At 60.6% G+C, this 24,410-nt stretch carries 18 protein-coding genes; 12 read left to right on the forward strand and 6 right to left on the reverse strand.

Annotated elements, in window-relative coordinates; translation table 11 throughout:
• Positions 1-249 precede the first annotated feature (249 nt).
• A complete protein-coding gene (locus tag CBB63_RS08345; RefSeq protein ID WP_286698813.1) occupies positions 250-2,073 on the forward strand; it encodes an autotransporter assembly complex protein TamA in 1,824 nt (607 codons plus the stop codon).
• A 2,486-nt stretch (positions 2,074-4,559) separates the two neighbouring features.
• Positions 4,560-6,227: a translocation/assembly module TamB domain-containing protein gene (locus CBB63_RS16405; RefSeq protein ID WP_502695894.1), complete on the forward strand. Its 1,668-nt coding sequence runs from the start codon at positions 4,560-4,562 to the stop codon at positions 6,225-6,227.
• 109 nt (positions 6,228-6,336) lie between these two features.
• Here the strand turns inward: CBB63_RS16405 and CBB63_RS08355 are convergent, their stop codons facing one another.
• Complete coding sequence (locus CBB63_RS08355; protein WP_286698815.1) at positions 6,337-6,855, reverse strand: flavin reductase family protein; 519 nt, start codon at positions 6,853-6,855, stop codon at positions 6,337-6,339.
• A 281-nt stretch (positions 6,856-7,136) separates the two neighbouring features.
• On the opposite strand from CBB63_RS08355, the gene CBB63_RS08360 reads away from it, so the two are divergent.
• Complete coding sequence (locus CBB63_RS08360; RefSeq protein ID WP_009824985.1) at positions 7,137-7,652, forward strand: DUF992 domain-containing protein; 516 nt, start codon at positions 7,137-7,139, stop codon at positions 7,650-7,652.
• 64 nt (positions 7,653-7,716) lie between these two features.
• Here CBB63_RS08360 and acs read toward each other — a convergent pair whose 3' ends face one another.
• Positions 7,717-9,672, reverse strand: a complete 1,956-nt coding sequence (acs, locus tag CBB63_RS08365) for an acetate--CoA ligase (RefSeq protein ID WP_286698816.1) — start codon at positions 9,670-9,672, stop codon at positions 7,717-7,719.
• 380 nt (positions 9,673-10,052) lie between these two features.
• Between acs and dctP the strand changes: the two genes are divergently transcribed.
• From dctP to CBB63_RS08380, 3 genes are all read left to right on the forward strand, one after another.
• Positions 10,053-11,069, forward strand: a complete 1,017-nt coding sequence (dctP, locus tag CBB63_RS08370) for a TRAP transporter substrate-binding protein DctP (protein WP_286698817.1) — start codon at positions 10,053-10,055, stop codon at positions 11,067-11,069.
• Positions 11,070-11,150: 81 nt separating this feature from the next.
• On the forward strand, positions 11,151-11,780 hold the full coding sequence (locus CBB63_RS08375; RefSeq protein ID WP_005854247.1) for a TRAP transporter small permease subunit: 630 nt from the start codon (positions 11,151-11,153) through the stop codon (positions 11,778-11,780).
• Between the two features lie 2 nt (positions 11,781-11,782).
• Positions 11,783-13,183, forward strand: coding sequence for a TRAP transporter large permease (locus CBB63_RS08380; protein WP_286698818.1), 1,401 nt, complete (start codon positions 11,783-11,785; stop codon positions 13,181-13,183).
• Here the strand turns inward: CBB63_RS08380 and CBB63_RS08385 are convergent.
• The gene (locus tag CBB63_RS08385; RefSeq protein ID WP_286698819.1) at positions 13,169-14,266 is read right to left on the reverse strand and encodes an AI-2E family transporter; all 1,098 of its coding nucleotides are present in this window, start codon (positions 14,264-14,266) and stop codon (positions 13,169-13,171) included. The two genes, CBB63_RS08380 and CBB63_RS08385, sit on opposite strands and share 15 nt — an antisense overlap.
• Positions 14,267-14,514: 248 nt before the next feature.
• Here CBB63_RS08385 and CBB63_RS08390 point away from each other — a divergent pair, with 248 nt between their 5' ends.
• The 4 genes from CBB63_RS08390 (at position 14,515) to CBB63_RS08410 (ending at position 17,997) form a co-directional block, all read left to right on the forward strand.
• Positions 14,515-15,507 carry a FecCD family ABC transporter permease gene (locus tag CBB63_RS08390; protein WP_286698820.1) on the forward strand — a complete coding sequence of 331 codons (993 nt, stop codon included), beginning with the start codon at positions 14,515-14,517 and terminating at the stop codon, positions 15,505-15,507.
• Positions 15,504-16,262: an ABC transporter ATP-binding protein gene (locus CBB63_RS08395; RefSeq protein WP_286698821.1), complete on the forward strand. Its 759-nt coding sequence runs from the start codon at positions 15,504-15,506 to the stop codon at positions 16,260-16,262. The genes CBB63_RS08390 and CBB63_RS08395 overlap by 4 nt, the downstream gene beginning before the upstream one ends.
• Before the next feature lie 749 nt (positions 16,263-17,011).
• Positions 17,012-17,335 carry a 2Fe-2S iron-sulfur cluster-binding protein gene (locus CBB63_RS08405; RefSeq protein ID WP_005854231.1) on the forward strand — a complete coding sequence of 108 codons (324 nt, stop codon included), beginning with the start codon at positions 17,012-17,014 and terminating at the stop codon, positions 17,333-17,335.
• A gap of 20 nt (positions 17,336-17,355) precedes the next feature.
• Positions 17,356-17,997 (forward strand): FG-GAP repeat domain-containing protein, encoded by a 642-nt coding sequence (locus CBB63_RS08410; RefSeq protein WP_502695895.1) that lies wholly within the window; start codon positions 17,356-17,358, stop codon positions 17,995-17,997.
• A gap of 177 nt (positions 17,998-18,174) precedes the next feature.
• On the opposite strand, the gene purD is transcribed toward CBB63_RS08410, so the two are convergent.
• Positions 18,175-19,440, reverse strand: a complete 1,266-nt coding sequence (purD, locus tag CBB63_RS08415) for a phosphoribosylamine--glycine ligase (RefSeq protein ID WP_286698824.1) — start codon at positions 19,438-19,440, stop codon at positions 18,175-18,177.
• Positions 19,441-19,524: 84 nt separating this feature from the next.
• Between purD and xseA the strand changes: the two genes are divergently transcribed.
• The gene (gene xseA, locus CBB63_RS08420; RefSeq protein ID WP_286698825.1) at positions 19,525-21,060 is read left to right on the forward strand and encodes an exodeoxyribonuclease VII large subunit; all 1,536 of its coding nucleotides are present in this window, start codon (positions 19,525-19,527) and stop codon (positions 21,058-21,060) included.
• Positions 21,061-21,063: 3 nt separating this feature from the next.
• Here the strand turns inward: xseA and CBB63_RS08425 are convergent, their stop codons facing one another.
• Positions 21,064-21,459 (reverse strand): hypothetical protein, encoded by a 396-nt coding sequence (locus tag CBB63_RS08425; protein WP_286698826.1) that lies wholly within the window; start codon positions 21,457-21,459, stop codon positions 21,064-21,066.
• A 32-nt stretch (positions 21,460-21,491) separates the two neighbouring features.
• A complete protein-coding gene (locus tag CBB63_RS08430) occupies positions 21,492-22,505 on the reverse strand; it encodes an alkane 1-monooxygenase (RefSeq protein ID WP_286698827.1) in 1,014 nt (337 codons plus the stop codon).
• A 170-nt stretch (positions 22,506-22,675) separates the two neighbouring features.
• On the opposite strand from CBB63_RS08430, the gene CBB63_RS08435 reads away from it, so the two are divergent.
• A complete protein-coding gene (locus tag CBB63_RS08435; RefSeq protein WP_286698828.1) occupies positions 22,676-24,388 on the forward strand; it encodes an NAD(P)H-dependent oxidoreductase subunit E in 1,713 nt (570 codons plus the stop codon).
• Positions 24,389-24,410: the final 22 nt, after the last annotated feature.

Consider the following 24,410-nt stretch of genomic DNA (forward strand, 5'->3'; position numbering starts at 1 on the left):
GTTCCCCCTGGCGGGCGTTTTGCATACGCGCCCCCAATTTCACGGCAAACTTCCGCCTGCTTGCGTAAAATGACATAACCGGATGTGTTTTGCGGTTCACAATCGCGATTTTGACCAACAGACTGTTTGCCGATGGCAGGCGGTTTCCGCTATGCACAAGAGAATAATAAACAAGTTTGCTGACGTTGCGGTCGCGCGCTCTATGTCTCACCCAACGGCACGTCGTTCTATGAGTACAGGGAGCACCGCATGGGGCATTTTCAATCAGACAGTTTTGCAAAGTTCCTGCGGGCGTCTACGGCTGCGGCAGCTTTGGTCTGGGGAGGATGCACGGCGGGTTTTGCGGCGACGCTCGACATCACCGGCATCGATAAGGATTCTGATCTATACGAAACGGTGCTCGGCGGATCGCTGCTGCGCGAACAAACGGACGAAGATGCAGACCCCACCACGCAAGAGCTTTTGGCCGCCGCGCAGGCCGATTATGCCCGCCTTCTGGCCGTGCTCTATGACGAAGGGTATTTTGCTGCCGTCATCAAGATTACCATCGACGGTGTAGACGCCTCTGCCATCGCGCCGGTCGCCCCGCCGCGCCAGATCAACCGCGCTGTGATCAACATCGAAACCGGTCGCAAGTTCAGCTTTTCCAAGGCCGAAATCGCCCCAGTCGCCCCCGAAACCAAGTTGCCCGAACAATTCGCCGCAGGTGAAACCGCAAGTCTCGGCGTCATGAAAGAGACCGTCGCCGCCGGTATCGAAGGCTGGCGCGATCAGGGCCACGCCAAAGCCGAACTGGCCGACCAGCAGCTGACCGCCCGTGTGCCCGATGCCACGCTGGCAGCAACCCTGCGTCTGCGTCCAGGACCGCGCCTGCGTTTCGGAGAGTTGACGGTAAAGGGAAAAAGCGATGTGCGCCTGCGCCGGATTGTCAAAATCGCCGGCCTGCCCACCGGAGAGGTCTATTCACAAGAGCAACTTGATCTGGCCGCCACACGGTTGCGGCGCACGGGCGCGTTCAGCTCTGTCGCGATGATCGAGGCCGAGCAAATCACCGCGCCCGATGTTCTGCCAATTACAGCGCAGATCACTGACGCGCCCAAGCGACGCTTTGGTTTCGGCGGGGAACTGTCGTCGCTTGAAGGGCTCAGCGTTAGCACCTACTGGCTGCACCGTAACCTGCTGGGCGGGGCCGAAAGCCTACGTATCGAGGGCGAGGTGTCGGGGATCGGCGGCAATTCCGGCGGCACGGATTATCGTCTTGGCACACGTTTTGAGCGCCCTGCGACCTTTAACGCCGACACGAATTTCTACGCGCTGGCCGAGATCGAACAGCTTGACGAGGTGAACTATTTCTCGCGTCAGCTCGACCTTGAGGCCGGGATCGAACGCATCGCCAGTGAGGAACGGACCTATACGCTTGGTGTCGGTTTGCGGACGGCTGAAACCCGCGACGCTTTTGGCGAGAACAAATATACCTTGCTGACGCTGCCCCTAAGCGCGGAACATGATTACCGCGACAATCGGCTTGATGCGAAAGACGGCTATTATGCCAAGGCCAGCGTGACGCCTTTTGTGGCGCTGTCGGGGTCGGATAACGGCGTGCGCACCTATATCGACGTGCGCGGCTATAAAACCTTTGGCACCACGCGGCCCGTCACCTTTGCCCTGCGGGGACAGCTTGGGTCGGTCTATGGCCCGACGCTGGCTGAATCGCCCGCGGACTATCTGTTCTATTCCGGCGGCGGCGGCACCGTGCGCGGGCAACCCTACCAATCGCTTGGCGTTGATCTGGCCAGTGGCGATACGGTGGGCGGTCGCAGCTTTGCTGGCCTATCCGCAGAGGCACGTTGGCAGGTACGCGACAAGATCGGCGTCGTTGCCTTTGCCGACGCGGGCTACATCGGTGCCGAGGAATTCTACGACGGGTCAGGTACTTGGCAGTCAGGCGCGGGTCTTGGTCTGCGCTATGCCACGGGCATCGGCCCCATCCGCGTGGACCTCGCGGTGCCTGTGTCGGGCCCCGAAACAGGTGAGAATTTTCAAGTTTATATCGGTATTGGACAATCGTTTTGATCCACTTCATGCGCAGCTTTCTGGTTTTCGCCCTGATCTTTGTCGGCTCTGTCGTTTCGGCCCAAGAGGACGACAAAGGCTTCCTGACCCGCACGATCCAAGACGCCCTCAGCGGCGCGGGCCGCACGGTCAGTATTGACGGTTTCGCGGGTGCGCTCAGCTCGCGCGCGCGGTTCGACCGGATGACCATCGCCGACGACCAAGGGGTCTGGCTGACGCTGGAAGAGGTGGAGTTGGACTGGAACCGCTCCGCACTGTTGCGCGGTCGGCTGGAGGTGCAGGCCCTGACCGCAAAACGCCTGAGCGTGCCGCGATTGCCGGTGGCGCAGCAAGAAACGCTGCCCGATCCGGAGGCGGAACCGTTTACCTTTCCGGCGATCCCCGATCTGCCCGTCGCCATTGATGTGGCTGACTTTTCGGTCGACGAGATCAATCTGGGTGCGCCAATTCTGGGCGAAGCGGCCACACTAACCGTTCAAGCCAGCGCGCTGTTGAACGACGATACGGCGACGGTCGATATTCTGGCGGCGCGCACCGATGGCAAGAAGGGCGAGTTCAAGATCACCGCTGATCTGGATCGCAATGACAGCCTGCTGGATATGGCCGTGACCCTTTCAGAGGAAGCCAAGGGCATCATCTCGCGCACGCTTAAACTGCCTGATGAGCCCTCTGTCGATCTGGTGATTGCGGGGCAGGGGCCGCTTTCTGATTTTGCGACAGATATCAACCTTTCGACCGACGGGGAACAACGGCTCGCCGGACAGGTTATCGTTGCTGCCCAAGGCGATAGCACAGCGCCCGACCGCCGTATTCAGGCCGACCTGAACGGCGACGTGACCGCGCTGATCCTGTCGCAATACCGCGAGTTTTTTGGCCCCGATGTCGCGCTGAACGTGGATGCTTTGGTTCAGGCCGAAGGCGGTGTCGAGGTCAGCGATTTCGCCCTCAAGGCGCAATCCGCGGAATTGCAGGGCAAGGTCACACTGAACAGCGACAACTGGCCCAGCCTGATCGACATCACGGGCACTGTCGCCAGCGCCGATGGCAGTCGCGTTTTGCTGCCAGTGGCCGGGGGCGATACCTACGTGCGGCGCGTCGGGCTTGATGTGAATTATAACGCGCAAGATGGCGACTCGATTGACGCGACGTTCGACGTGACCGAACTGGCCACAGACGCGCTGGCGATTGACGCGACACAACTGAAGTTAAACGGGACGTTGCAAGGTGCGGCAGGGACCGTCGGCGAATTCATGGGCGATCTGGCATTCTCGGCTGACGGGCTGACGCTGACCAACGCCGCGGTTTCCGAAGCGGTCGGCCAGTCCATCAAGGGGCGTACAACCATCGCCTATACCGAAGGCACACCGGTTCAGATCACGGGGCTTGATCTTTCTGGCGCGGATTATGGTCTGACCGGTGATGTCACGATTAGCGGGCCAGCCGATAGCTTTCTTACCCAGTTGAAAGCCCGCCTTGAAGCCACTGACATCAGCCGCTTTTCCGCTCTTGCCGGACGCGAGATGGACGGGGCCGCGAATGTTGAGATCGCGGGGCAGATCACGCCACTGGACGGGACGTTCGACCTGAATATCTCTGGCCTGACGCAGGATTTGAAAGTGGGGATCGAGCAGGCGGACGCATTGCTGGCTGGCGACACGACGCTAAGCCTTGGCGCATCGCGTGACGAGACGGGGACCTTCGTGCGTGACCTGCTGCTGGAAAACGACGCATTGACCGCTAGCGGTGGCGTCGAGCTGCGCAGCAATAATTCGCAAGCGCGATTTGATGCAAAACTGAATGATATCGCGACCGTGCTGCCGCAATATTCCGGTCCCATCACGATCAAGGCCGAGGCCGATCAGGACACCCGTGGCTGGACTGTTGATGCCGTGACGGACGGCCCCTACGGAGCCGCGCTGACCGCCAAAGGGCTGGCAACGGGCGAGAATGCGGTGCTCAACTTCACGGCCGATGTGCCCGAACTGCGTGACTTTGTGCCCGACTCGCCTGTCGAGGGCCCTATCGCGTTGGATGGTGTGCTCCGCCAGACGCCGGACGGGTGGCAGGTCGACACCAAAGCCTCCGCCCCCGAAAATGTTACTGCCTCGGTCCAGGGGCTGCTGACGCCGCTGGATCTGGACTTTAGCGCCTCGATCCCGCGGGTAGAGGCTTTTGCACCGCAGGTGACCGGCGCGGTAGAGGCGTCGGGCAACCTCAAGCAATTGGAAGAAGGGTTCCAGATCGACGCGAAAGCCAGTGGCCCCTACGCCGCACAGGTTGCCGTTCAGGGGATGTTAACACCTATGGTCGATATCTCTTTTGACGCATCGGTCCCGAATCTTCAGGCGGTGGTGCCACAGGTGCACGGGCCACTTGCGGCGACAGGGACCGTGCGTCAGACGGAAAAGGGGTTCTTCGTCGATACCAACGCGACGGGCCCATATGGTGCGCGCGCGATGGTGGAAGGCTTGGCCACAGGCCCCGATATGTCGCTGACGTTTGACGTGTCGGTACCAAATGTGCAGCCGCTGGTGCCGGGCGTGTCCGGCCCGCTGGCGGCAAAAGGATCGGTGCGGCAAACGCCCGCCGGCATCGCCGTAGATACAAACGCGACGGGCCCCTATGCGGCCCGGGCGTCTGTGCAGGGGGTTGTCACGGGGGATGCGCCCGCGCTGAATTATGATGTCACGATCCCCAATCTGGGGGCCGTGGTGCCAAAACTGTCCGGCCCGCTGAATGTAACCGGTACCGCACAGCAGGAAAGCGCTGGCTGGCGGGTCAATACGAACGCCACCGGACCAGCGGGCACCCGTGCCACGATCGCGGGGCTTGTGGGCAGCGATGGCAATCTGAACCTTGACGTTAACGGGAACGCGCCATTGGGGCTGTCCGCCCCGTTCATTGCGCCTCGGAGCTTGCAAGGTCAGGCAAGGTTCGATTTGACGGTGAACGGCCCGCCGGCACTTGGGTCGGTCAACGGGAGCATTCAAACCTCCAACGCGTCGCTGTCCGCCCCCAACCTTCGGGTGACACTTCAGGACATCGCAGCGGATATCCGGCTGGCCAATAATCGCGCGCAAATCGACCTTTCTGCGCGCAGCGCTGATGGCGGGCAGATCAAGGCGGGCGGGGCGGTGACCCTGACCGGATCACTGCCCGCCGACATCCAGATCGGATTGAACAACCTCGTGCTGATCGATCCATCGCTGTATCGCACATCGCTTGATGGCAACCTGCGTCTTGCGGGACCGCTTTCGGGGGGGGCGAATATCAGCGGTCAGATCGACGTGGGCGAGACCGAGGTGAGCGTGCCGTCAACNGGTATGACCAGCATCGGTGATATTCCACAGATCGATTTCATCGGCGCGCCAGCAGANGTNGTNGCGACCCGTCGCAAGGCCGGTTTGACCGGTGCCGACGCGGGCACGGATCCCGCGGCAAGTNGCGACAGCGGGCCGGGGTTTGGCCTNAACGTCCGCATCAATGCGCCACGGCGGATTTTCGTGCGCGGCCGTGGTCTGGATGCGGAACTGGGCGGTAGCCTTTTGCTGACGGGATCGACCAATCGCATCATCTCTGCCGGTCGCTTCGACCTGATCCGTGGTCGTCTGGATATTCTTGGCAAACGGTTCGAGCTGGACGANGGNGCCGTGCGCTTCCAAGGCGATCTGGTNCCCTATCTGAGGTTTGTAACCTCGACGACCACCAACACAGGCGAGGTTCGTATCGTGATCGAGGGCAAAGCCACATCGCCCGAGGTTTCCTTTGAATCGACACCCGATGCACCGCAAGACGAGGTGCTGGCGCAGCTTCTGTTTGGGCGAAACATNTCTGAAATCTCGGCGTTTCAGGCGCTGCAACTNGCCAGCGCGGTGGCGACACTTGCCGGACGCGGTGGNGCGGGNGTGATCTCTAACCTGCGCACGGGGTTCGGNCTGGACGATCTGGATGTGACCACCACCGACAGCGGTGCCACGGCTGTCCGCGCGGGTAAATACATTTCCGAGAATGTCTACACCGANGTGACCGCCGCCTCTGACGGGACAGCGGATGTGTCTATCAACCTTGATCTGACCAAGAANCTGACGGCGAANGGGACGGTCGGGTCCGATGGGAACACCGGGATNGGTATCTTCTTNGAGAAGGATTATTGATCCGCNATTGAGCGCTTTGTTCTGCNGTTCAGCTNGGANGGGGGCCAGCCCCCGTCCCGGCGATGCCGGGACACCCCCGGGATTTTGACCATNTGGAANGGCTTACGGGCTATTCCGTNAGCGGTGTAAAACGGCCATAGCGGCCTTGGTCATACATCAGGCCCGNAACGCTGTCATCTGGGTCATAAGCGGCGTGCGTGACCTGCCCGAGGACAATGGAATGGTCACCCGCCGGATGCACGCCGTAGGTGTCACAGTGGAANCTGGCGAGGCAGCCTGCCAGTGTCGGCGCGCCATTGGGGCCAATCGTCCAGTCGAATNGGTCNAACGCGTCGCCAGAGACAGCAAAGGCATCTGCCAGNGCCCGCTGACCGCTACCNAGAATATGCACAGCGAACTGCGCCGCGTTGGTAAATGCGTCATGACGTTTGGAGCTGAGCGCGGGGGACCACTGCACCAAGGGCGGGTCCAGCGAAACCGAGGAAAAGGAGTTCGCGGTCATCCCCAATGGGCCATTCGCGGTCTGCACCGTCACAATCGTGACCCCTGTGCCAAAACGACCAAAGGCGCGGCGAAGCTCGACTGTGGCATCGGGCAGGGGGATGAAGTGGTGCAAAGGATCAGCCATGCCGCAGCGGTGCCACGGGGAGCCGGATTTGTCCAGACAGCAAACCCCGGCCCGTTGCGGCACGCCCTCTGCGGGTGGCGATNGTGGNCGNTAAANANNGCTGTNTGGAACCGAATAGCGCCTGCCGTGTTGTTCCCCCACTGAGAGGCATGACCGCGAAATTTCGGACTGCCTGTCGGNGAAGGGGTGTTGGGATATGAGGTTCCAGCTACCGCCAACAGGCACCCGAATGCCGACGCTCACGACTGTTATTGGCGGGTTTCCCGCCGGAAGGATTAACTATGACNCTGAATCGTTTTGCCCCCATCAAGCTGACTGTCGCAGCCCTTGTCACCGGTGCTGCTTTGTCCACGCCTGCACTGGCCGACGACGGCGAGACTGTGGACCACACCGAGGTCGGCTCGCTGAGCTGTGACGTTGGTGATGGCACAGGCTTTATCTTCGGGTCTACNCGTGAACTGACCTGCACCTTCAATCCCGTGCAAGAGGGTCTGGCTGACGAGACATATATCGGCGACATCAAGCGCTACGGCATTGATATCGGCAAGACCCAGAATGGTCAGATGTCTTGGTTGGTGTTGGCACCGACGGAAGCTGAATACTACGAAGGCGGCTTGAACGGCGACTACCAGGGTGTTTCTGCTGAAGCCACTGTTGGTGTGGGCCTTGGGGCCAATGTCATGGTCGGCGGTTCCGAAGACACGCTGGCGCTGCAACCGGTGAGCGTCAACACGCAGAACGGCGTAAACTTTGCCATCGGCGTGGGTGAAATTACACTGCAACGCGTCGAAGGCTAATTCAGGCCAATAGGTCGATATGCAGAAGGGGCACCATTTGGTGCCCCTTTCGCGTTATGTGGTCCTAGCGGTTCATCCGGTTCGCGATCAGATCGTCGACAACCTCGGGCTCTGCCAGGGTAGATGTATCGCCAAGCGTGCCATAGTCATTCTCTGCGATCTTGCGCAGGATGCGGCGCATGATCTTGCCTGAACGGGTTTTGGGCAAGCCGGGGGCCCATTGGATCATATCGGGCGAAGCGATCGGACCAATCTCAGAGCGGACCCAGTTGCGTAGCTCGGCCCGCAGGTCCTCGCTCGGGCTTTCGCCGCTCATCAGAGAGACATAGCAATAGATGCCCTGTCCCTTGATATCATGGGGAAACCCGACGACCGCGGCCTCTGCCACCTTAGGGTGCGCGACCAATGCGCTTTCGACTTCGGCCGTGCCCATCCGGTGACCGGAGACGTTGATCACGTCATCCACGCGGCCCGTGATCCAGTAATCGCCATCCGCGTCCCGGCGGCACCCGTCACCGGTGAAGTAGTAGCCCTTGTAGTCGCTGAAATAGGTCTGCTCGAACCGCTCGTGATCGCCCCAGACCGTGCGCATCTGGCCTGGCCAGCTGTCAGCGATACATAGAACCCCCTCNACGTCATTGCCCTCGATCTCGGCACCGGTGGTNGGTTCAAGTACGNCCGGTTTGATCCCAAAGAAGGGCTTCATCGCGGCGCCGGGTTTGGTGGCGTGGGCACCGGGCAGCGGCGTCATCAGGTGACCGCCGGTTTCCGTCTGCCACCATGTGTCNACGATGGGGCAGTTCCCTTTGCCCACAACGTCATTGTACCAATTCCAGGCTTCGGGGTTGATCGGCTCGCCCACGGTGCCAAGCAGTTTCAGGCTGCTCAGATCGCAACCGTCAACAAAGGCGCGCCCCTTGCCCATCAGCGCGCGAATGGCGGTCGGGGCGGTGTAGAACTGATTTACCTTGTGTTTTTCACAGATCTGCCAAAAGCGGCTGGCGTCGGGGTAGGTGGGCACGCCTTCGAACATGAGCGTTGTNGCCCCGTTGGCAAGCGGACCGTAGACGATATAGCTGTGGCCCGTCACCCAGCCCACATCGGCCGTGCACCAATAGACATCGCCATCGTGGTAATCAAACGTGACCTCGTGGGTCAGCGCGGCATAGACCAGATAGCCACCCGTCGTNTGCACGACNCCTTTNGGCTGACCGGTCGAGCCAGAGGTATANAGGATGAACAGCGGATCCTCGGCGTTCATCTCTTCCGGCGCGCAAGTGTCAGAAGCCTCTTTTTCAAGCGCGGTATANTCCACGTCGCGCGCATCATTCCATGCCANATCACCGCCAGTGCGCCGCACCACNAGACATTTGACCGATGGNTCGCAGCCTGCCAAAGCCTTGTCCGCGTTGGCCTTCAACGGTGTCGCTTTGCCTCCGCGGGGCGCATAATCTGCGGTGATTACANCCTTGGCGTCAGACCCCTGTACCCGTGCCGCCAGCGCATCCGGAGAGAACCCGGCGAAGACGATCGAATGGATCGCACCGATGCGTGCGCAGGCCAGCATGGCATAGGCGGCTTCAGGGATCATCGGCATGTAGATGATAACCCGGTCGCCTTTGCCGACGCCGATATCGCGCAGGATATTGGCCATTTTACAAGTCTGGGCATGCAGGGCACGATAGCTGATGTGCTGCGCNTCTTCGTCCNGGCTGTCCGGCTCCCAGATGATCGCGGTCTGGTCGCCGCGCGTTTCAAGATGACGGTCGATGCAATTGGCGCTGACGTTCAGCGCACCGTCGGCAAACCAGTTGATCTTGACCTGACCGAAAGTGAAGTCGACGTCTTTGACCTTGGTAAACGGCTTCATCCAGTCGATGCGCTGCGCCTGCTCCAGCCAGAACCCCTCGGGGTCCGCGATAGAGGCATGATACATCGCGTCGTATTTCGCGGCGTTCACATGGGCATTGGCCGCCATGTCGTCGGATGGCGGATAGGTCTGTGTGGCGACGTTGGACATGGTTCCTCCCTCAGAACTCTGTTCGTTTTCTGCCGCTCGGACGCATGGGCGTGGCGGCTCTCCCTTGGCAGATCATAACGGGAAGTGAAAAGAAGGAAATAAGCATATGGAAACACGCGGTTTGTCTGTAAATATTTTTCCGTCTGCTGCGCGGACTAGTAAATTTCGCTGACAACCCTGCCAAAACCCTAGGAAACAGCACCGATTGCCTGTTAAGGGGGCCGATCGCGCGCGGGGCATNGTTCCAAATGGTNAAAAATCCTCGCCGAAGGCTCCCACAGGGGCAATCAAGAGATATGTTCNGGGGTTGGCAGCAAGTTGCCCTAAGGATAGTNTTTCGCCCAAGCGGGCCCCAAACAGCCCGCATAAGGGAGATATCAATGAACAATCTACTGAACGGCGCAGCTGTCTGCGCTTTGACTTTCGCTTTTGCCTCGCAAGCGGCCGCGACGGAATGGAANGCCTCTGTCTGGGGTAAACGTCGTGCCTTCACCGAGCATGTCGAAAAGATTGCCGAGCTTGTGTCCGAAAAGACCAATGGCGAATTCACCATCAATGTCAGCTATGGCGGTCTGTCCAAGAACTCTGACAACCTCGATGGTATTTCCATCGGTGCCTTCGAGATGGCGCAATTCTGTGCTGGTTACCACGCCGACAAGAACCGCGCNATCACNGTGCTAGAACTGCCCTTCCTTGGGGTTCAGAACCTTGAAGAAGAAGTCGCCGTATCCCGCGCTGTGTACGCACACCCCGCCGTGGCCAAAGAGATGGCACAGTGGAACGCCAAGATGCTGATGACCTCGCCAATGCCGCAGTACAATCTTGTTGGCACGGGCGAGCCTCGCGATACGCTGGAATCCTTNGANGGCATGCGCGTGCGNGCGACAGGNGGTCTGGGCAAAGCCTTTGAAACCGTGGGCGCTGTGCCGACCTCCGTGACCTCCTCCGAGGCATATAACGCAATGGAATCCGGTGTTGTGGATACCGTGGCTTTCGCGCAGCACGCACACCTGAGCTTTGGTACGATCAACAAGGCCGATTGGTGGACCGCGAACCTCAACCCCGGCACGGTGAACTGCCCTGTNGTGGTGAACATCGATGCCTATGAGGCCCTGTCGGACGCGGAAAAAGAAGCGCTGGACGGTTCTGTCGATGAGGCGCTGGATCACTATCTGGCGAACTATGGCGAGCTGCTGAACCGCTGGGACGCCGTGCTGGAAGAAAAAGGCGTTGAAAAAGTGATGTTCACGCCCGAGGTTCTGGCCGAGTTCAAATCCAAGGCAGCTGACCCTGCGCGTGAAGCCTGGATCAAGGACATGGAAGCCCAAGGCATCCCTGGCCAAGAGCTTTATGACCTGGTCGTCAAAACGCTTGAAGAAAAACGCGCGTCCAACTAATTGGCGCGAGGAGGGGGCTTGCCGATGCAGGCCCCCTTTGTTTGTACGATCTCCCTCCCACTCATTTGAAAGGAAAGCATCATGGCCGGTTCCTCCGCCGTGCTCGAAGACGGCAGTCTGCTTAGCCGTATCGACAAAGGGCTTTTACGCCTTGAAACCGTGTTTGCTCTGGTCTCTGGTATTGCCGTTTTCATGCTGATGGTGCTTGCCGTTTGGTCCGTTGGCGGTCGCAAGTTCTTTGGCACGCCGCTGGCGGGCTATGTGGACTGGATTGAATTCGCCATGCCGTTGATCGCGATCATGGGGATTTCCTATACTCAGCGGAACGGCGGCCATGTGCGCATGGACATCCTGATCGGCCAGCTCAAAGGCCGCGCGCTATGGGCCGCCGAGACATTCTCGGTCGTGCTGATCTTTATCCTTATGCTGGCGCTGATCTGGGGCTCTTGGGCGCATTTCCAGCGCAGCTTTGACTTCGCCGCCCCGATGTGGAGCCGTGACAGCTCCATCGATATCGGTCTGCCGATCTGGCCCGCAAAACTGATCGTGCCAATGGCCTTTACGGTGCTGGCCCTGCGGTTGCTGCTGCAGATCTGGGGCTATGGGCGGGCCTTTGTATTGGGGTTGGAAAACCCCGTCGCCGTACCCTTGGTACAATCCGCAGCCGAACAGGCGATGGCGGAAGCTGAACATCTAGACGGGCGGGACTGATTATGGATCCTATTGAAATTGGCCTATGGGTCTCGGGCGGGCTGCTGCTTATGGTGGTGCTCGGTATGCGCGTGGCTTTCGCCGCGGCAATGGCGGGTCTGGTCGGCCTGATCTGGATCTTTTGGTCCAAGAAAGGCATGCAGTGGTCCGAGCTGGACTGGGCGCTGACGGTCGCGATCAAGACCGCGGGGCAGGTGCCACACTCCAAAGTGTCGAGCCAAACGCTAAGCTTGATTCCCACCTTCATTCTGATCGGCTTTCTTGCCTATTACGCCGGTCTGACCCGCGCCTTGTTCGAGGCCGCAAAACGCTGGATTGCTTGGCTGCCCGGTGGTCTTGCTGTGTCGACTGTCTTTGCAACCGCGGGCTTTGCGGCGGTTTCCGGTGCTTCGGTCGCGACGGCAGCGGTNTTTGCCCGCATCGCNATCCCCGAGATGCTGGCGATNGGNTACAACAAGAANTTCGCGGCGGGCGTCGTGGCGGCCGGGGGCACNTTGGCCTCGTTGATCCCNCCATCGGCGATCCTCGTCATCTATGCGATCATCGTTGAACAAGACGTGGGCAANCTGCTTCTGGCGGGCTTTATCCCCGGTGCGTTTTCGGCCATCGTNTANGCCGTCCTGATCGTGGGCATTGCGACCATCTGGAAAAGCGTCGGCCCCCCTGTAAGCGGCTTTACCTGGAAGCAACGGTTCGCGTCTCTCCCTGCNGCCATGCCGATCTTTGCGGTTGTGATCATCATTATTTTCTTTGTTTACAACCCCTTCGGCGACGCATGGGGCACCCCGACCGAGGGCGGGGCCGTGGGCGCGTTTATCGTGTTCCTGATGGCGCTTTATCGCGGCATGCGGTGGGCCGAGCTNAAGGACGCGCTGCTTGAAACCGCGAAGCTGACGGTGATGATCTTTACCATCATCTGGGGCGTGCTGATTTATGTTCGGTTCCTGGGCTTTGCCGATCTGCCGGGCGCGTTCGCCGACTGGATTTCGGGGCTTGAGGCCTCGCCAATCCTGATCCTCGTGTGCATCCTGCTGGCCTATGCGGTTCTGGGGATGTTCATGGATGCGATTGGCATGCTGCTTCTGACACTTCCGGTCGTCTATCCTGCCGTCATGGCGNTGAACGGGGGCGAGTTCGTCTCTGCNGCGGATAGCGCCTTTGGCATGTCNGGNCCGATGTGTGCGATCTGGTTNGGTATCTTGGTNGTGAAGATGGCAGAGTTCTGTCTGATCACGCCNCCCATTGGCCTCAACTGCTTTGTGGTTGCAGGGGTACGCCCTGACCTGAGCGTTCAGGACGTGTTCAAGGGCGTGACACCGTTCTTTATCGCGGATGCCGTGACAATCGCNNTGTTGGTGGCCTTCCCGTCCATCGTGTTGTGGCTGCCCTCACTCGCTGGCTGACATGACTTCCTGATCCTTCATATCATCGGGTTTAACCTGCTCTGCGGACAGGAAATTCCCGATGGTATGAAGCGGTTCAAAGTTCTCGCAAACGACTTTGAACACCACAAGAAAGGGCACCGCGACCAATGCGCCGGGGATGCCCCATAGCCACCCCCAAAACACNACCGTTAGAAATACCGCNACGGTATTCATCTCNANCCGGCGGCCGACCAGCCACGGGGTAATAATCTGCCCCTCTAAGAGGGTCAGCGTCAGGTAACCGGTCGGGGCCAGCATCGCATAGCCGATGGTATCAAACGTCACGAGAGAGAATCCCGCNACCAAAAGCACCCCCGCAAACCCGCCGATATAAGGCANGAAGTTCAGCATGAACGCCGCGATCCCCCAGATATAGGCCGACGGCAAGCCCAGCACTGTCAGATAGGTCCCGACTAATATGCCGAGCACGGCATTGATCGTGGCAATCGTCAGCAGGTAGCGCGACACCCGCTTCTCCACGTCATAGACCGTATGCAACGCACGTTTCTTTTCCGTTAACGTCGGCATGGATTGCACAAGTTTTAAGTAAAANAGCTCGCCAGAGCCAAGTAGGAACAGCGCCANAATCAGGATCACCGCCAGCGACGCCCCNGTTTTGCTCACCGTATCCATNGCGGTGTCGAGCAAGCCAGGTTGGCGCACGACAACCTCTTGNGGTTTGCCNCCGGTTTCGGTGCCCAGTTTCTCTACCTCTTCCGAGGCAGATCGCATCGTTTCGACCGCATTGCTCACGCCGCTCAGCTTTATCTGGATCTCGCGGCCCATTTCCGGNATCTCGTCGCTCCAGATCGCCACNGTGCCCGCGGACAGTAAAACCACGGCAGCAATCACCAAGCTCGTCGCGGTCACCAGCAAAAAGGCCGACACAGGATGCGGCACGCCGATGCGATAAAGCGCACGGCCCACGGGCGACAGGGTCAGGGCAAGCAAAAAGCCCAGAACAATGGGCAATATCAAGTCCTTGGCGAAATACGCGGTGACGAAAAGGGAAATCAGGACCAGCAACTGAAGCGAGCGCCGGATTGAGGGCAGATGTTCCAAATATGGCTCCAGCAGTTGAAGGATTTAAACCTCAACGCCTTAGCGCGTGGAAAAGTTCACGGGNGTGTGNGCTTATATTGCGNCAGTGACCAAACGCCCCTCGAAGGTTGCGCGCAACTGTGATGANACTAGGAGGGTCGCGAAGAAATTATGAGCGGAACGATGAGCATATCCATTCACCCAATGTTAAGTGTTGCGCCCTATGCAGTGGGGCAAATGAAGTGCCNANNTGCNCGGGNCGNTTNCTGATGGGGCGGTCAGCGGTCCTGGCGCTTGGTCTCGGCAGCCTTGTGTGCGTGCTATTTATAGGGTCGCTGTTGATTGGCCCGTCCAGCGCATCCGTGGGCGACAGTTTGAACGCGTTGGTCACCGGGCAGGGCGGCCCGCTGGCCACCGTCATGCGCGAGATACGGCTCCCGCGTGCGCTATTGGGCGTGATGATCGGCGGTGCTTTGGGGCTTTCCGGGGCTGCGATGCAGGGCTATCTGCGCAACCCGTTGGCGGATCCGGGGCTGATCGGGGTATCGGGCTCTGCGGCGTTGGGGGCTGTGCTGGCGATACAGACCGGATTGGCCGCGCTNGCAGCGNTCGCGCTCCCCGCNATGGCGCTTGGCGGTGCCCTGCTNGGGGTGNTGNTNGTGCTGCTATTGGCAGGCCCTCGAGGCACGTCACTAGCGCTGATCCTCGCTGGTATCGCAATATCGGCCTTCGCTGCGGCATTGACCTCGCTGGTGCTGAACCTGTCGCCGAACCCCTATGCGGCGAATGAGATCGTATTCTGGATGATGGGCTCTCTGGCGGACAGGTCCATGACCCATGTCTGGATCGCGATGCCCTTTCTGCTTGGGGGCGGTGTCCTGTTGGCGACCCTCGGGCGCGGGCTTGACGCGCTGACCTTGGGCGAAGACGCGGCAGAGGCGATGGGGATCAACCTATTCCGGCTTCGCCTCACGGTCATTATCGGTACGGCGGCGGTCGTTGGTGCCTCTACCGCCGTGGCNGGGGCGATCGGGTTTGTGGGGCTGGTCATGCCGCACCTGCTACGTGGCTTTGTTGGCGCGCGACCGGGGGCGCTGCTATGGGCCGCGACACTTGGCGGCGCGGCGATGATCCTCGCNTCGGATATCCTTGTGCGCCTTGTGGTGCCCNACCGTGATCTCAAGCTTGGGGTTGTGACGGCATTGGTGGGCGCGCCGCTGTTTCTCCACCTGATNTATCGCACGCGGAGGGANGGGCTATGACCCTGCTATCACTGCAAAACCTCTCNGTTNATCGGGGGCGGAAAACCGTTTTATCCGACATCAACCTGACCTTACGTGAAGGAGAGGTCGTAGGCCTGGTCGGGCCGAATGGTGCCGGCAAGACCACCTTGATGCGCGCGGCCCTGGGTCTGATCCCCGCTGATGGCCAAAGTTCAATCGCCGCACTTGCCCCGCGCATGCGCGGGCGTGCCGCCGCGTGGATGCCCCAATCGCGCGAGATTGCATGGCCGGTCACGGTTGAAACGATCATNCGACTGGGCCGCACACCCCATCTACGGGGCGGGCAGAAAATACAGGCAGAAGATCAGGCTGCCGTAGATCGTGCCATTGCGCAGATGGGTTTGGACACCTTCCGCAATCGTCCCGCCACGCAGCTATCGGGGGGGGAGCAGGNGCGCGTGCTGATCGCCCGTAGCCTCGCGCAAGAGGCACCCTTGCTGATCGCNGACGAGCCCACCGCCGGGCTAGACCCCGCCCATCAAATCGCCGCGATGGAAAGCTTTTCCAAAGCAGCGGGCCAAGGGCGTGGGGTGCTCGTCTCGCTTCATGATCTGGGATTGGCAGCGCGGCATTGCACANGGTTGATCGTGTTGCACAACGGAGCAGTTGTCGCAGACGACGTGCCACAGGTGGCGCTGACGACAGAGATTGTCAAAGCCGTNTTTGGCATTACTGCGTTCAGTNAAGTCACCGANAAAGGNTTTGTTTTNCAACCGCTTGAGGTCGTTTCTTAACNGCTGCTGNCNNGNGAAACNCCGGGGATGTCCACGGCGATGACACCCAATGATCGCGCNGTGGCCAGTGCNAGAACGGGGCTNTCGGGCCCGCCAGTGCTGATCTGATACGCCCGCATTGCCCGCCGTGTCGCGTCGTCGAGCTCCGAATTAATGGCCCCGCCATAGAACCCTCGCGCCTCTAACGCACGTTGCAGCGTTGCGATCACNTCGGGCGTAAGNGCGCTGGTGCAGGGNGTCTCGAACCAGTTGTCCACACGGGGAGAGACGATCTTTTGCCGTGTTTCCGTGCGGTAGATCGGCAGCGACTGNATCTCGCCGGTAGAGCTGATCTGCGCCGGCTGCACCTGTACCTGCTCCGTCACCGTTTCGATCACTGCAGGTGATACGGTCCGCCCCCAACAGCTGCCCGGTGCAGCCCCTGCCGGGCCCTTGGTTGTCGCCTCGCGAACGCCAGGCTCGGGTGCCTCTGCGTCTTGGGAGGGGGCGTTACACGCTCCGAGCGAGACGAGAACCGTAAATGCGCAGGCAAATTGAACTAAATGTGATCGGGAGAAATACTGCACAGCCGGGCCTTGCGGGTCAAAGGGTCCGTCGCAGGCTAGCGGCTTTTCGCAGCAATGCCTAGATGATAGGCCCATAGGGATGTGAATAATGCCATCGCCTTGCATGAGCCGTGAAAAGGGGCTGGCGAAGCCGCGGGCTGCTGTTTACATATGTCGAAATTCTAAATTCGAAGGGGCATTCAGATGGCCAAGATCACTTATGTAGAACACAATGGCACCGAACATGTCGTCGATGTGGCCAATGGCCTGACCGTCATGGAGGGGGCCCGTGACAATAACATCCCCGGGATCGAGGCCGACTGCGGCGGTGCCTGCGCCTGCTCCACCTGCCACGTCTATGTGGATCCCGACTGGGTCGAAAAAGTGCCCGCCAAGGACGACATGGAAGAAGATATGCTCGACTTCGCGTTCGAGCCCGATCCCGCCACGTCCCGTCTGACCTGCCAGATCAAGGTCACAGATGCGCTGGACGGCCTGCGCGTGAAAATGCCCGAAAAGCAAATCTGATGCGACGGCTAGCGCGACATATGTCGTCGCGCCTTTTGCCGATCGTTGCGGCATGCGTGATCAATGCGCTGCCCGCAGCTGCCCAAGACATCGCCCGCGCCAGCTTTGGTGATCCGACCACACGCTATGATCACGGCGTATTGGGCGATGCGGTCGAATGGGGCAGCCTGACGCTGGGGTTGGCTGACGGCACCAGCCGCCGCATAATCTTGCCCCAAGCCCTTGTATTCGAAGACACGTCGCCNCGGATNGCGGATCTGGATGGTGATGGCCNACCCGAAGTGATCGTGGTTGAAAGCCATCAGTCCAAAGGNGCGCGGCTTGCGGTCTATGGCGCGTCCGGGCGCATCGCGCAGACNCCTTTTATCGGGCGGAANAACCGCTGGCTTGCCCCGATTGGTGCTGCGGACTTCACCGGCAANGGGCGGCTCGAGATCGCGATCGTCGTCACCCCGCATCTGTCCGGTTCGGTNCANCTGCTCGCTTACGATAACAGCNGCCTCACCGTCATTGCTACGGCNGAGGGGTTCACCAATCACCGCATCGGTGATCCGGAAATCGCGGGGGGTATCCGCANATGCGGNCCACACCCCGAAATTGATCCTTGCGCAGATGCCGTGGCAGCGCAGTGCGCCATCGCAAATGGTGGCCCTTCAGCTTGACGGTAAAACACTAAGCCCGCGAAGCTTCGACGTGCCCTTCACNGCCAGCAATACCGCCGCCGCCCAAGCNTGTACGCTCANNCCAANCTNANCACAGACCTGCTTCCAAATGGTTAAAATCCTGGGGGTCCGGGGGCGAGCCCCCGGTTCATCGCGTCAGACCAGCAGGCCGCGCCCTCAGGACAGCGCACGNCAGCCGATATCGCGGCGGTAGAACCCGCCCGGCCAGTCAATCGCCTCGACCATCTCATAGGCGCGTGCCTGTGCCTCGGCCAGGGTGTCGCCGCGCGCCGTGACGTTCAGAACCCGCCCGCCGATGGCCGTTATCGCCCCGTCTTTCTTGGCGGTGCCCGCATGGAACACCATGTTGCGGCTGTCTTCGGGGAGGGCATCCAACCCTTTGATAACGCTGCCCTTGTCATAGCTTCCGGGATAGCCTTGCGCGGCCATAACGATGGTGACAGCGTGATCGTCGGCCCAGTTCACGCGGGTCTCGTTCAGGCGCCCTTCGGCGGCGGCATGCATCAGGTCAAAAGCCTGCGCGCCAAGNCGCATCATCAGGACCTGACACTCAGGGTCGCCAAANCGGGCGTTGTATTCGACCANACGGGGGGCACCGTCCTTGATCATCAAACCGGCATAAAGCACCCCTTGGTAAGGCGTGCCGCGCTTGGCCATTTCGGCCATCGTCGGGCGGATGATTTCTGCCAACGCACGTTCGGCGATCTCGTCGGTCAGCACCGGCGCGGGCGAATAGGCCCCCATGCCGCCGGTGTTGGGGCCGGTATCGCCGTCGCCGACGCGTTTGTGGTCTTGGGCTGTGCCGATCGGCAGCACGGTGTCGCCGTCACACAAAACAAAGAAGGACGCTTCTTCGCCGTCCATAAACTCNTCGATNACCACCTCTGCGCCCGCGTCGCCGAAGGTGCCGTCGAACATCGTATCGACGGCGGCCAGCGCCTNGGNATCGGTTTCGGCGATGATCACGCCTTTGCCCGCTGCAAGGCCGTCGGCCTTGATCACGATCGGGGCAGGGTGGTCGGCCAGATAGGCCCGCGCNGCNTCTGCGTCGGTGAAATGCCCATAGGCGGCAGTGGGGGCGTTTGCGGCGTCGCAGATCTCTTTCGTAAANGCTTTGGAGGCTTCCAGCGCCGCGGCCGCTTTTGACGGGCCAAACACCAATACGCCGGCAGCGCGCAGATCATCGCCAACGCCTGCNGCAAGCGGGGCTTCTGGCCCGATGATGACGAAATCGATGTTGTTTTCNTCGACAAANCCGACCACCGCNGCCCCGTCGTTGATGTCGAAACTGGCGCAATCCGCGATGGCGGCGATTCCGGCATTGCCCGGTGCCACGATCAGCTTGTCGCATTTAGGATTTTGCAATACGGCCCAGGCCAGGCTGTGTTCACGCCCGCCGCTGCCCAGAATGAGGATGTTCATGGTTGCACTCCCTTGGCCTTGGTTGCTGCGCGTTCTAAGCTGGGACTGAGCCCGACACAAGATAAACANGNAAAGACACCGCTGATGGATCTGATCGACGACCCGCGCGAGGGGCAGAACAGCCCCGAATTCACCGTGACCGAGCTTTCGGGCGCGATCAAACGGGTGATCGAGGGCGAATTCGGCCATGTGCGGATTCGCGGCGAGGTGGGGCGTGTCAGCCGGCCACGGTCGGGGCATATCTATCTGGACCTCAAGGACGACAGTTCGGTTATTTCCGGTGTGATCTGGAAAGGNGTGTCAGCACGGCTTGAAACCCAACCCGAAGAGGGGATGGAGGTGATTGCCACNGGGCGCATCACCACCTTTGGCGGGCANTCGAAATACCAGATCGTGATCGAGGATATCAAACCCGCGGGCATGGGCGCGCTGATGGCGTTGCTGGAAAANCGCAAGGCNGTGCTGGCGGCCGAGGGGCTGTTCGCCCCNGAACGCAAACGCCCGCTGCCCTACCTGCCAGAGGTGATCGGCGTCGTGACTTCGCCCTCGGGGGCGGTGATCCGCGATATCCTGCANCGTCTGCGCGACCGGTTTCCGCGCAAGGTGNTGATCTGGCCCGTCGCCGTGCAGGGGGCGAAATGCGCACCAGAAGTCGCGCGCGCCATTGCGGGNTTCAACGCGCTGACCCCNGGCGGNGCCTTGCCGCGGCCTGATCTGTTGATTGNGGCGCGCGGCGGCGGTTCGGTCGAGGATCTATGGGGGTTCAACGAAGAGATCGTGGCGAGGGCAGCCGCAGCATCCGACATTCCGCTGATTTCGGCGGTGGGGCATGAAACCGATACCACGTTGATCGACTATGTCTCTGACAAGCGCGCGCCCACGCCGACGGCGGCGGCCGAGCTTGCGGTGCCTGTGCGCCATGAACTTGTCGCCCTGCTTGATGGGCAGGAGGCACGGATGACCCAAGCGCTCAGCCAGGGCCTTGCGCGCCGTGACCAGCGGTTGCGCGACATGGCGCGCGCTTTGCCTCGGCCCGATAGCCTGCTTGATGGTCCGCGCCAGCGGCTCGATATGCGCGGCACCCGTCTGGGTCCGGCGCTGACCGCGGGTGTGCAAAAACGCAAGGTGCATCTCTCTGACATTTCGGGCGCGTTGCGCCCTGCCACCCTGCGCCGCAGCCTTCAGGCAGAGCAACGCAGGCTGGCCGCACTGGCCGATCGCTTCCGCCCCGAGGCATTGGGCCGCGAGCAAAAGCGCCGTCTTGAGGGTTTGATCGCCCGTTTCCGCCCCGACGCGTTAGTGCAGGACCGCAAGCGGAAAGAGGAAGCCTTTCAATCGCTTGCGCGGCGCCTTTCAGATGCCGGGCAACGGCAGACCCAAGGCTGGCACAAACAGATTGCAGGTCTTGACCGTCTGCATGAGATGCTGAGCTATAAATCGACGCTGGCACGGGGCTACGCCGTGGTGCGCGGCGACGGGGGCGTGGTGACAACCAAGCAGGCGGCGCTGGATGCCTCGGCGCTCGAGATTGAATTTATCGACGGCAAGATGAAGATCGGCGGCGGGGCGGCCCCTAAAAAGACCCCCAAGAAAGCGCCCGAACAAGGCAGCCTGTTCTAGGGTTTAGACCCCCACTTTCGGGCCAAGGCAGGTGAAATCCTGCCCGCTGTTTTGCGCCTCGTAAAGCTCGGTGGTGGCCGGGTCGTTTTCGAACTGCGCGATCAACCCGGCCGCCCCTTCACGAAAGCGCCAACACTGGGGTGCCGGGTTCTCGTCATAGGTAAAGCAAATTTTGCCCGCATCTTCGTACCAGCTGCCTGACTTGCATTCACCGTCCAGAAAGGACCACTCGACGCGCCGGTCGCTCAGATACCGCTCCGCACCGTAGGTCTCTCCGTTTTGGGCGTAGAATAGGGTTTTGCCCCGTGTATAGGCGTCAAATTCTGCCGCCGACATCATGGATTGCGCGGCCAGAGGGGAGGCCTGTGTCAGGGCGAGGATCAGGGCAAGCTGTTTCATAGCCGCAGCGTGCCAGAAACCCGAAGCGTGATCTAGTCTTGATCGCGNACCGGCTGCCAACGCGCAACACGGCGGTCCATCACCCGGTGCCACNGTGGTGGGACCAGCGCCAGCACTGCCATCACCGGCAGGGACCGCGGCAGCATCGGCATGGTGCCCGGTGTCAGCTCCAGCGCCGGAAAGGCGCGCGAGGGGCGCNTGTGATGGTCCGAATGNCGCGGCGCATTCAGCATCATCGCCGAGGAATACCACGCAGGCGCATTCCAACTATGCTGCGGGCCCACGGGCTCGGGCTTGCCATTTTCNGATGTTTTGCGGCGCAGGCCATAGTGTTGCACATANTCGGACAGCAACAGCTGNATTTGCGCATAGGCCGCCAGCGCCAGCATCGCAACGACCCCGCGCGCTCCGGCCACTGCAAAGCTGNCGGCGAGGNTGATCAACGCACCGGTGACATAGGTGANATANGGGTGNGACAANAGGTGCCGTTTNCCACGCCGCTGCCGCGTATCAGCNNGCAGCCCNGCCATAAACTCGCCTTTTAGGGCGCGNAGGGCATAGGTATAGAAGCCTTCGCCCAATCTGGCCGAATTCGGATCATGCTCCGTTGCGACGTAGATGTGATGCACGCGCAGGTGAGCCGACACGTGATGCCCGTGCAAAAGGCTGCAATAAATCGCGGTGCCGATCCGTCGGGGCCATTTCGATGCGGCATGGATCAGCTCATGCGCGTTGGAATTCGAGATCTGGCCAAGAAACAAACCAAGCCCGATATAAATCAACAGCTTGTCGGTCACGTTCAACGTGTCGCTTGCGCCTAGCGCCCAGACCCCAAGGGGTAAAAGCGCGAAATGCACAACGGCTAGCGTCAGGCTTAGAACGCGACCCGAAGTGTTTCGCACTGGCAGCCGGCGAGATAGCCTATCAAGGAAAAACACGACCACAGTGATCGACAGCAGCGCGATCANGGGCCAGGGGCCGCCGCGNAGACAGGCGAGAAACAGAAATATCGCTGGGGTCAGGCTGGCGATGCTGTACCAGAACATAGGGCGGCTCCGCTGGGGATGCGTGTTTCTTATACNCGAAANGGCGCGNGAAAAAGGGCCTAGGTCGCCGCAGCTACCGCGTAAANTGCTGCGGATTGGTCGCTTTTACTCTGCGCAAGCTGATGCGGCTTTGATAGNGTGATGCNAAAGCGATACGAGAGGGCGGCCCGATGGCGTTGGATAATCATGATACCNCAGATGCAAACGCACCGCGCAAAGGTGTGTGGAAATCCGGCANGGGTAAGGGGCGCAGCCANACCAAAGGTCGNCAGCTGCAAGAGGACGCGTGGGATGANGTGCGCGCCCTATTGGCGGATAAACCGCGACGTGCCGATCTGCTGATCGAGCATTTGCATCTTATTCAAGATAAATTCGGGCATCTTTCTGCGGCGCACCTGCGCGCTTTGGCTGAAGAAATGCGCATGAGCATGGCCGAAGTTTACGAAGTCGCAACGTTCTATGCCCATTTTNACGTGGTGAAAGAGGGGGAAACACCACCGCCCGCGNTGACCATACGGATTTGCGATTCTCTGTCCTGCGAATTGGCCGGTGCGCAGGCGTTGAAAACCGCACTGGAAGATGGGTTGGACGCGTCAGAGGTGCGTGTCGTGCGTGCGCCTTGTATGGGGCGTTGTGATACGGCACCGGCGCTTGAGATCGGGCATAACTTTGTCGACCACGCAACNNTGGAANAGGTGAAGCAGGTCATCGCGGCAGGCGATACCCATGTGCATATGCCCGACTANGAAGCGTTCGACGCCTATGTCGCTGGCGGGGGGTATGAGGCGCTCAAGAAACTGCGCCGTGACGGCGATTGGGAGGANGTGCAGCAAAACCTGCTCGANGCTGGTTTGCGCGGTCTTGGCGGCGCTGGTTTCCCGTCGGGCAAGAAATGGGGGTTCGTGCGGGATAANGCGGGCCCGCGCTATATGGCGGTCAACGGCGATGAGGGGGAGCCCGGCACCTTCAAGGATCGCTGGTACCTGGAACGCGTACCACATCTTTTCCTNGAGGGGATGCTGATCGCCGCNTGGGCCGTAGAGGCAGAGAAAGTGTTCCTCTANATGCGGGACGAATACCCGCAGGTGCTCGCGCTCCTTCNGACNGAGATTGCGGCGCTCGAGGCTGCAGGCATTGTTNCCGCAGGATACATTGATCTGCGGCGCGGTGCNGGGGCTTATATCTGCGGTGAAGAATCCGCGATGATTGAAAGCATCGAGGGTAAGCGTGGGCTGCCACGGCACCGTCCCCCCTATGTGGCGCAGGTGGGTATCTTTGGTCGGCCCACCTTGGTGCATAACGTTGAAACCCTGCATTGGGTGGCGCGCATCTGCCGCGAAGGGCCCGAGGTGCTGAACAGCACGGAAAAGAACGGGCGTAAGGGCCTGCGCAGCTATTCGGTATCAGGGCGCGTTGCCAAACCCGGGATGTATGAACTGCCTGCGGGATCCACGATCACCGATGTCATCGAGGCTGCGGGTGGCATGGCCGACGGGCACCGGTTCAAAGCCTATCAACCGGGTGGGCCATCCTCGGGGCTGCTGCCCGCCGCGATGGATGATATACCGCTGGACTTTGATACATTGCAGCCGCACGGGTCTTTCATCGGCTCTGCAGCAGTAGTGGTGCTGTCGGACCAAGACAGCGCCAAGGCCGCAGCGTTGAATATGCTACGTTTTTTTGAGGATGAAAGCTGCGGGCAATGCACCCCCTGTCGCGTGGGCTGCGAAAAAGCCGTCAAGCTGATGCAGGCGGATCGATGGGATAAACCCCTGCTGGAAGAGCTCTCGACCGCTATGGTCGATGCCTCTATCTGCGGGTTGGGGCAGGCAGCGCCGAACCCGATCCGCCTGGTCATCAAACACTTCCCCGACGAGGTCTAGAACGGGATAGACGTCTCGCCAA

It is taken from the genome of Sulfitobacter sp. TMED3, from assembly GCF_002167505.1.
Classification (GTDB): domain Bacteria; phylum Pseudomonadota; class Alphaproteobacteria; order Rhodobacterales; family Rhodobacteraceae; genus Sulfitobacter; species Sulfitobacter pontiacus.

Bases quoted from the DNA above. Each gene is read 5' to 3' on its own strand.
- CBB63_RS08345 (WP_286698813.1), top strand. From the start codon at position 250: ATGGGGCATTTTCAATCAGACAGTTTTGCAAAGTTCCTGCGGGCGTCT.
- CBB63_RS08375 (WP_005854247.1), top strand. From the start codon at position 11,151: ATGGCCGGTTCCTCCGCCGTGCTCGAAGACGGCAGTCTGCTTAGCCGT.
- CBB63_RS08405 (WP_005854231.1), top strand. From the start codon at position 17,012: ATGGCCAAGATCACTTATGTAGAACACAATGGCACCGAACATGTCGTC.
- CBB63_RS08425 (WP_286698826.1), bottom strand. From the start codon at position 21,459: ATGAAACAGCTTGCCCTGATCCTCGCCCTGACACAGGCCTCCCCTCTG.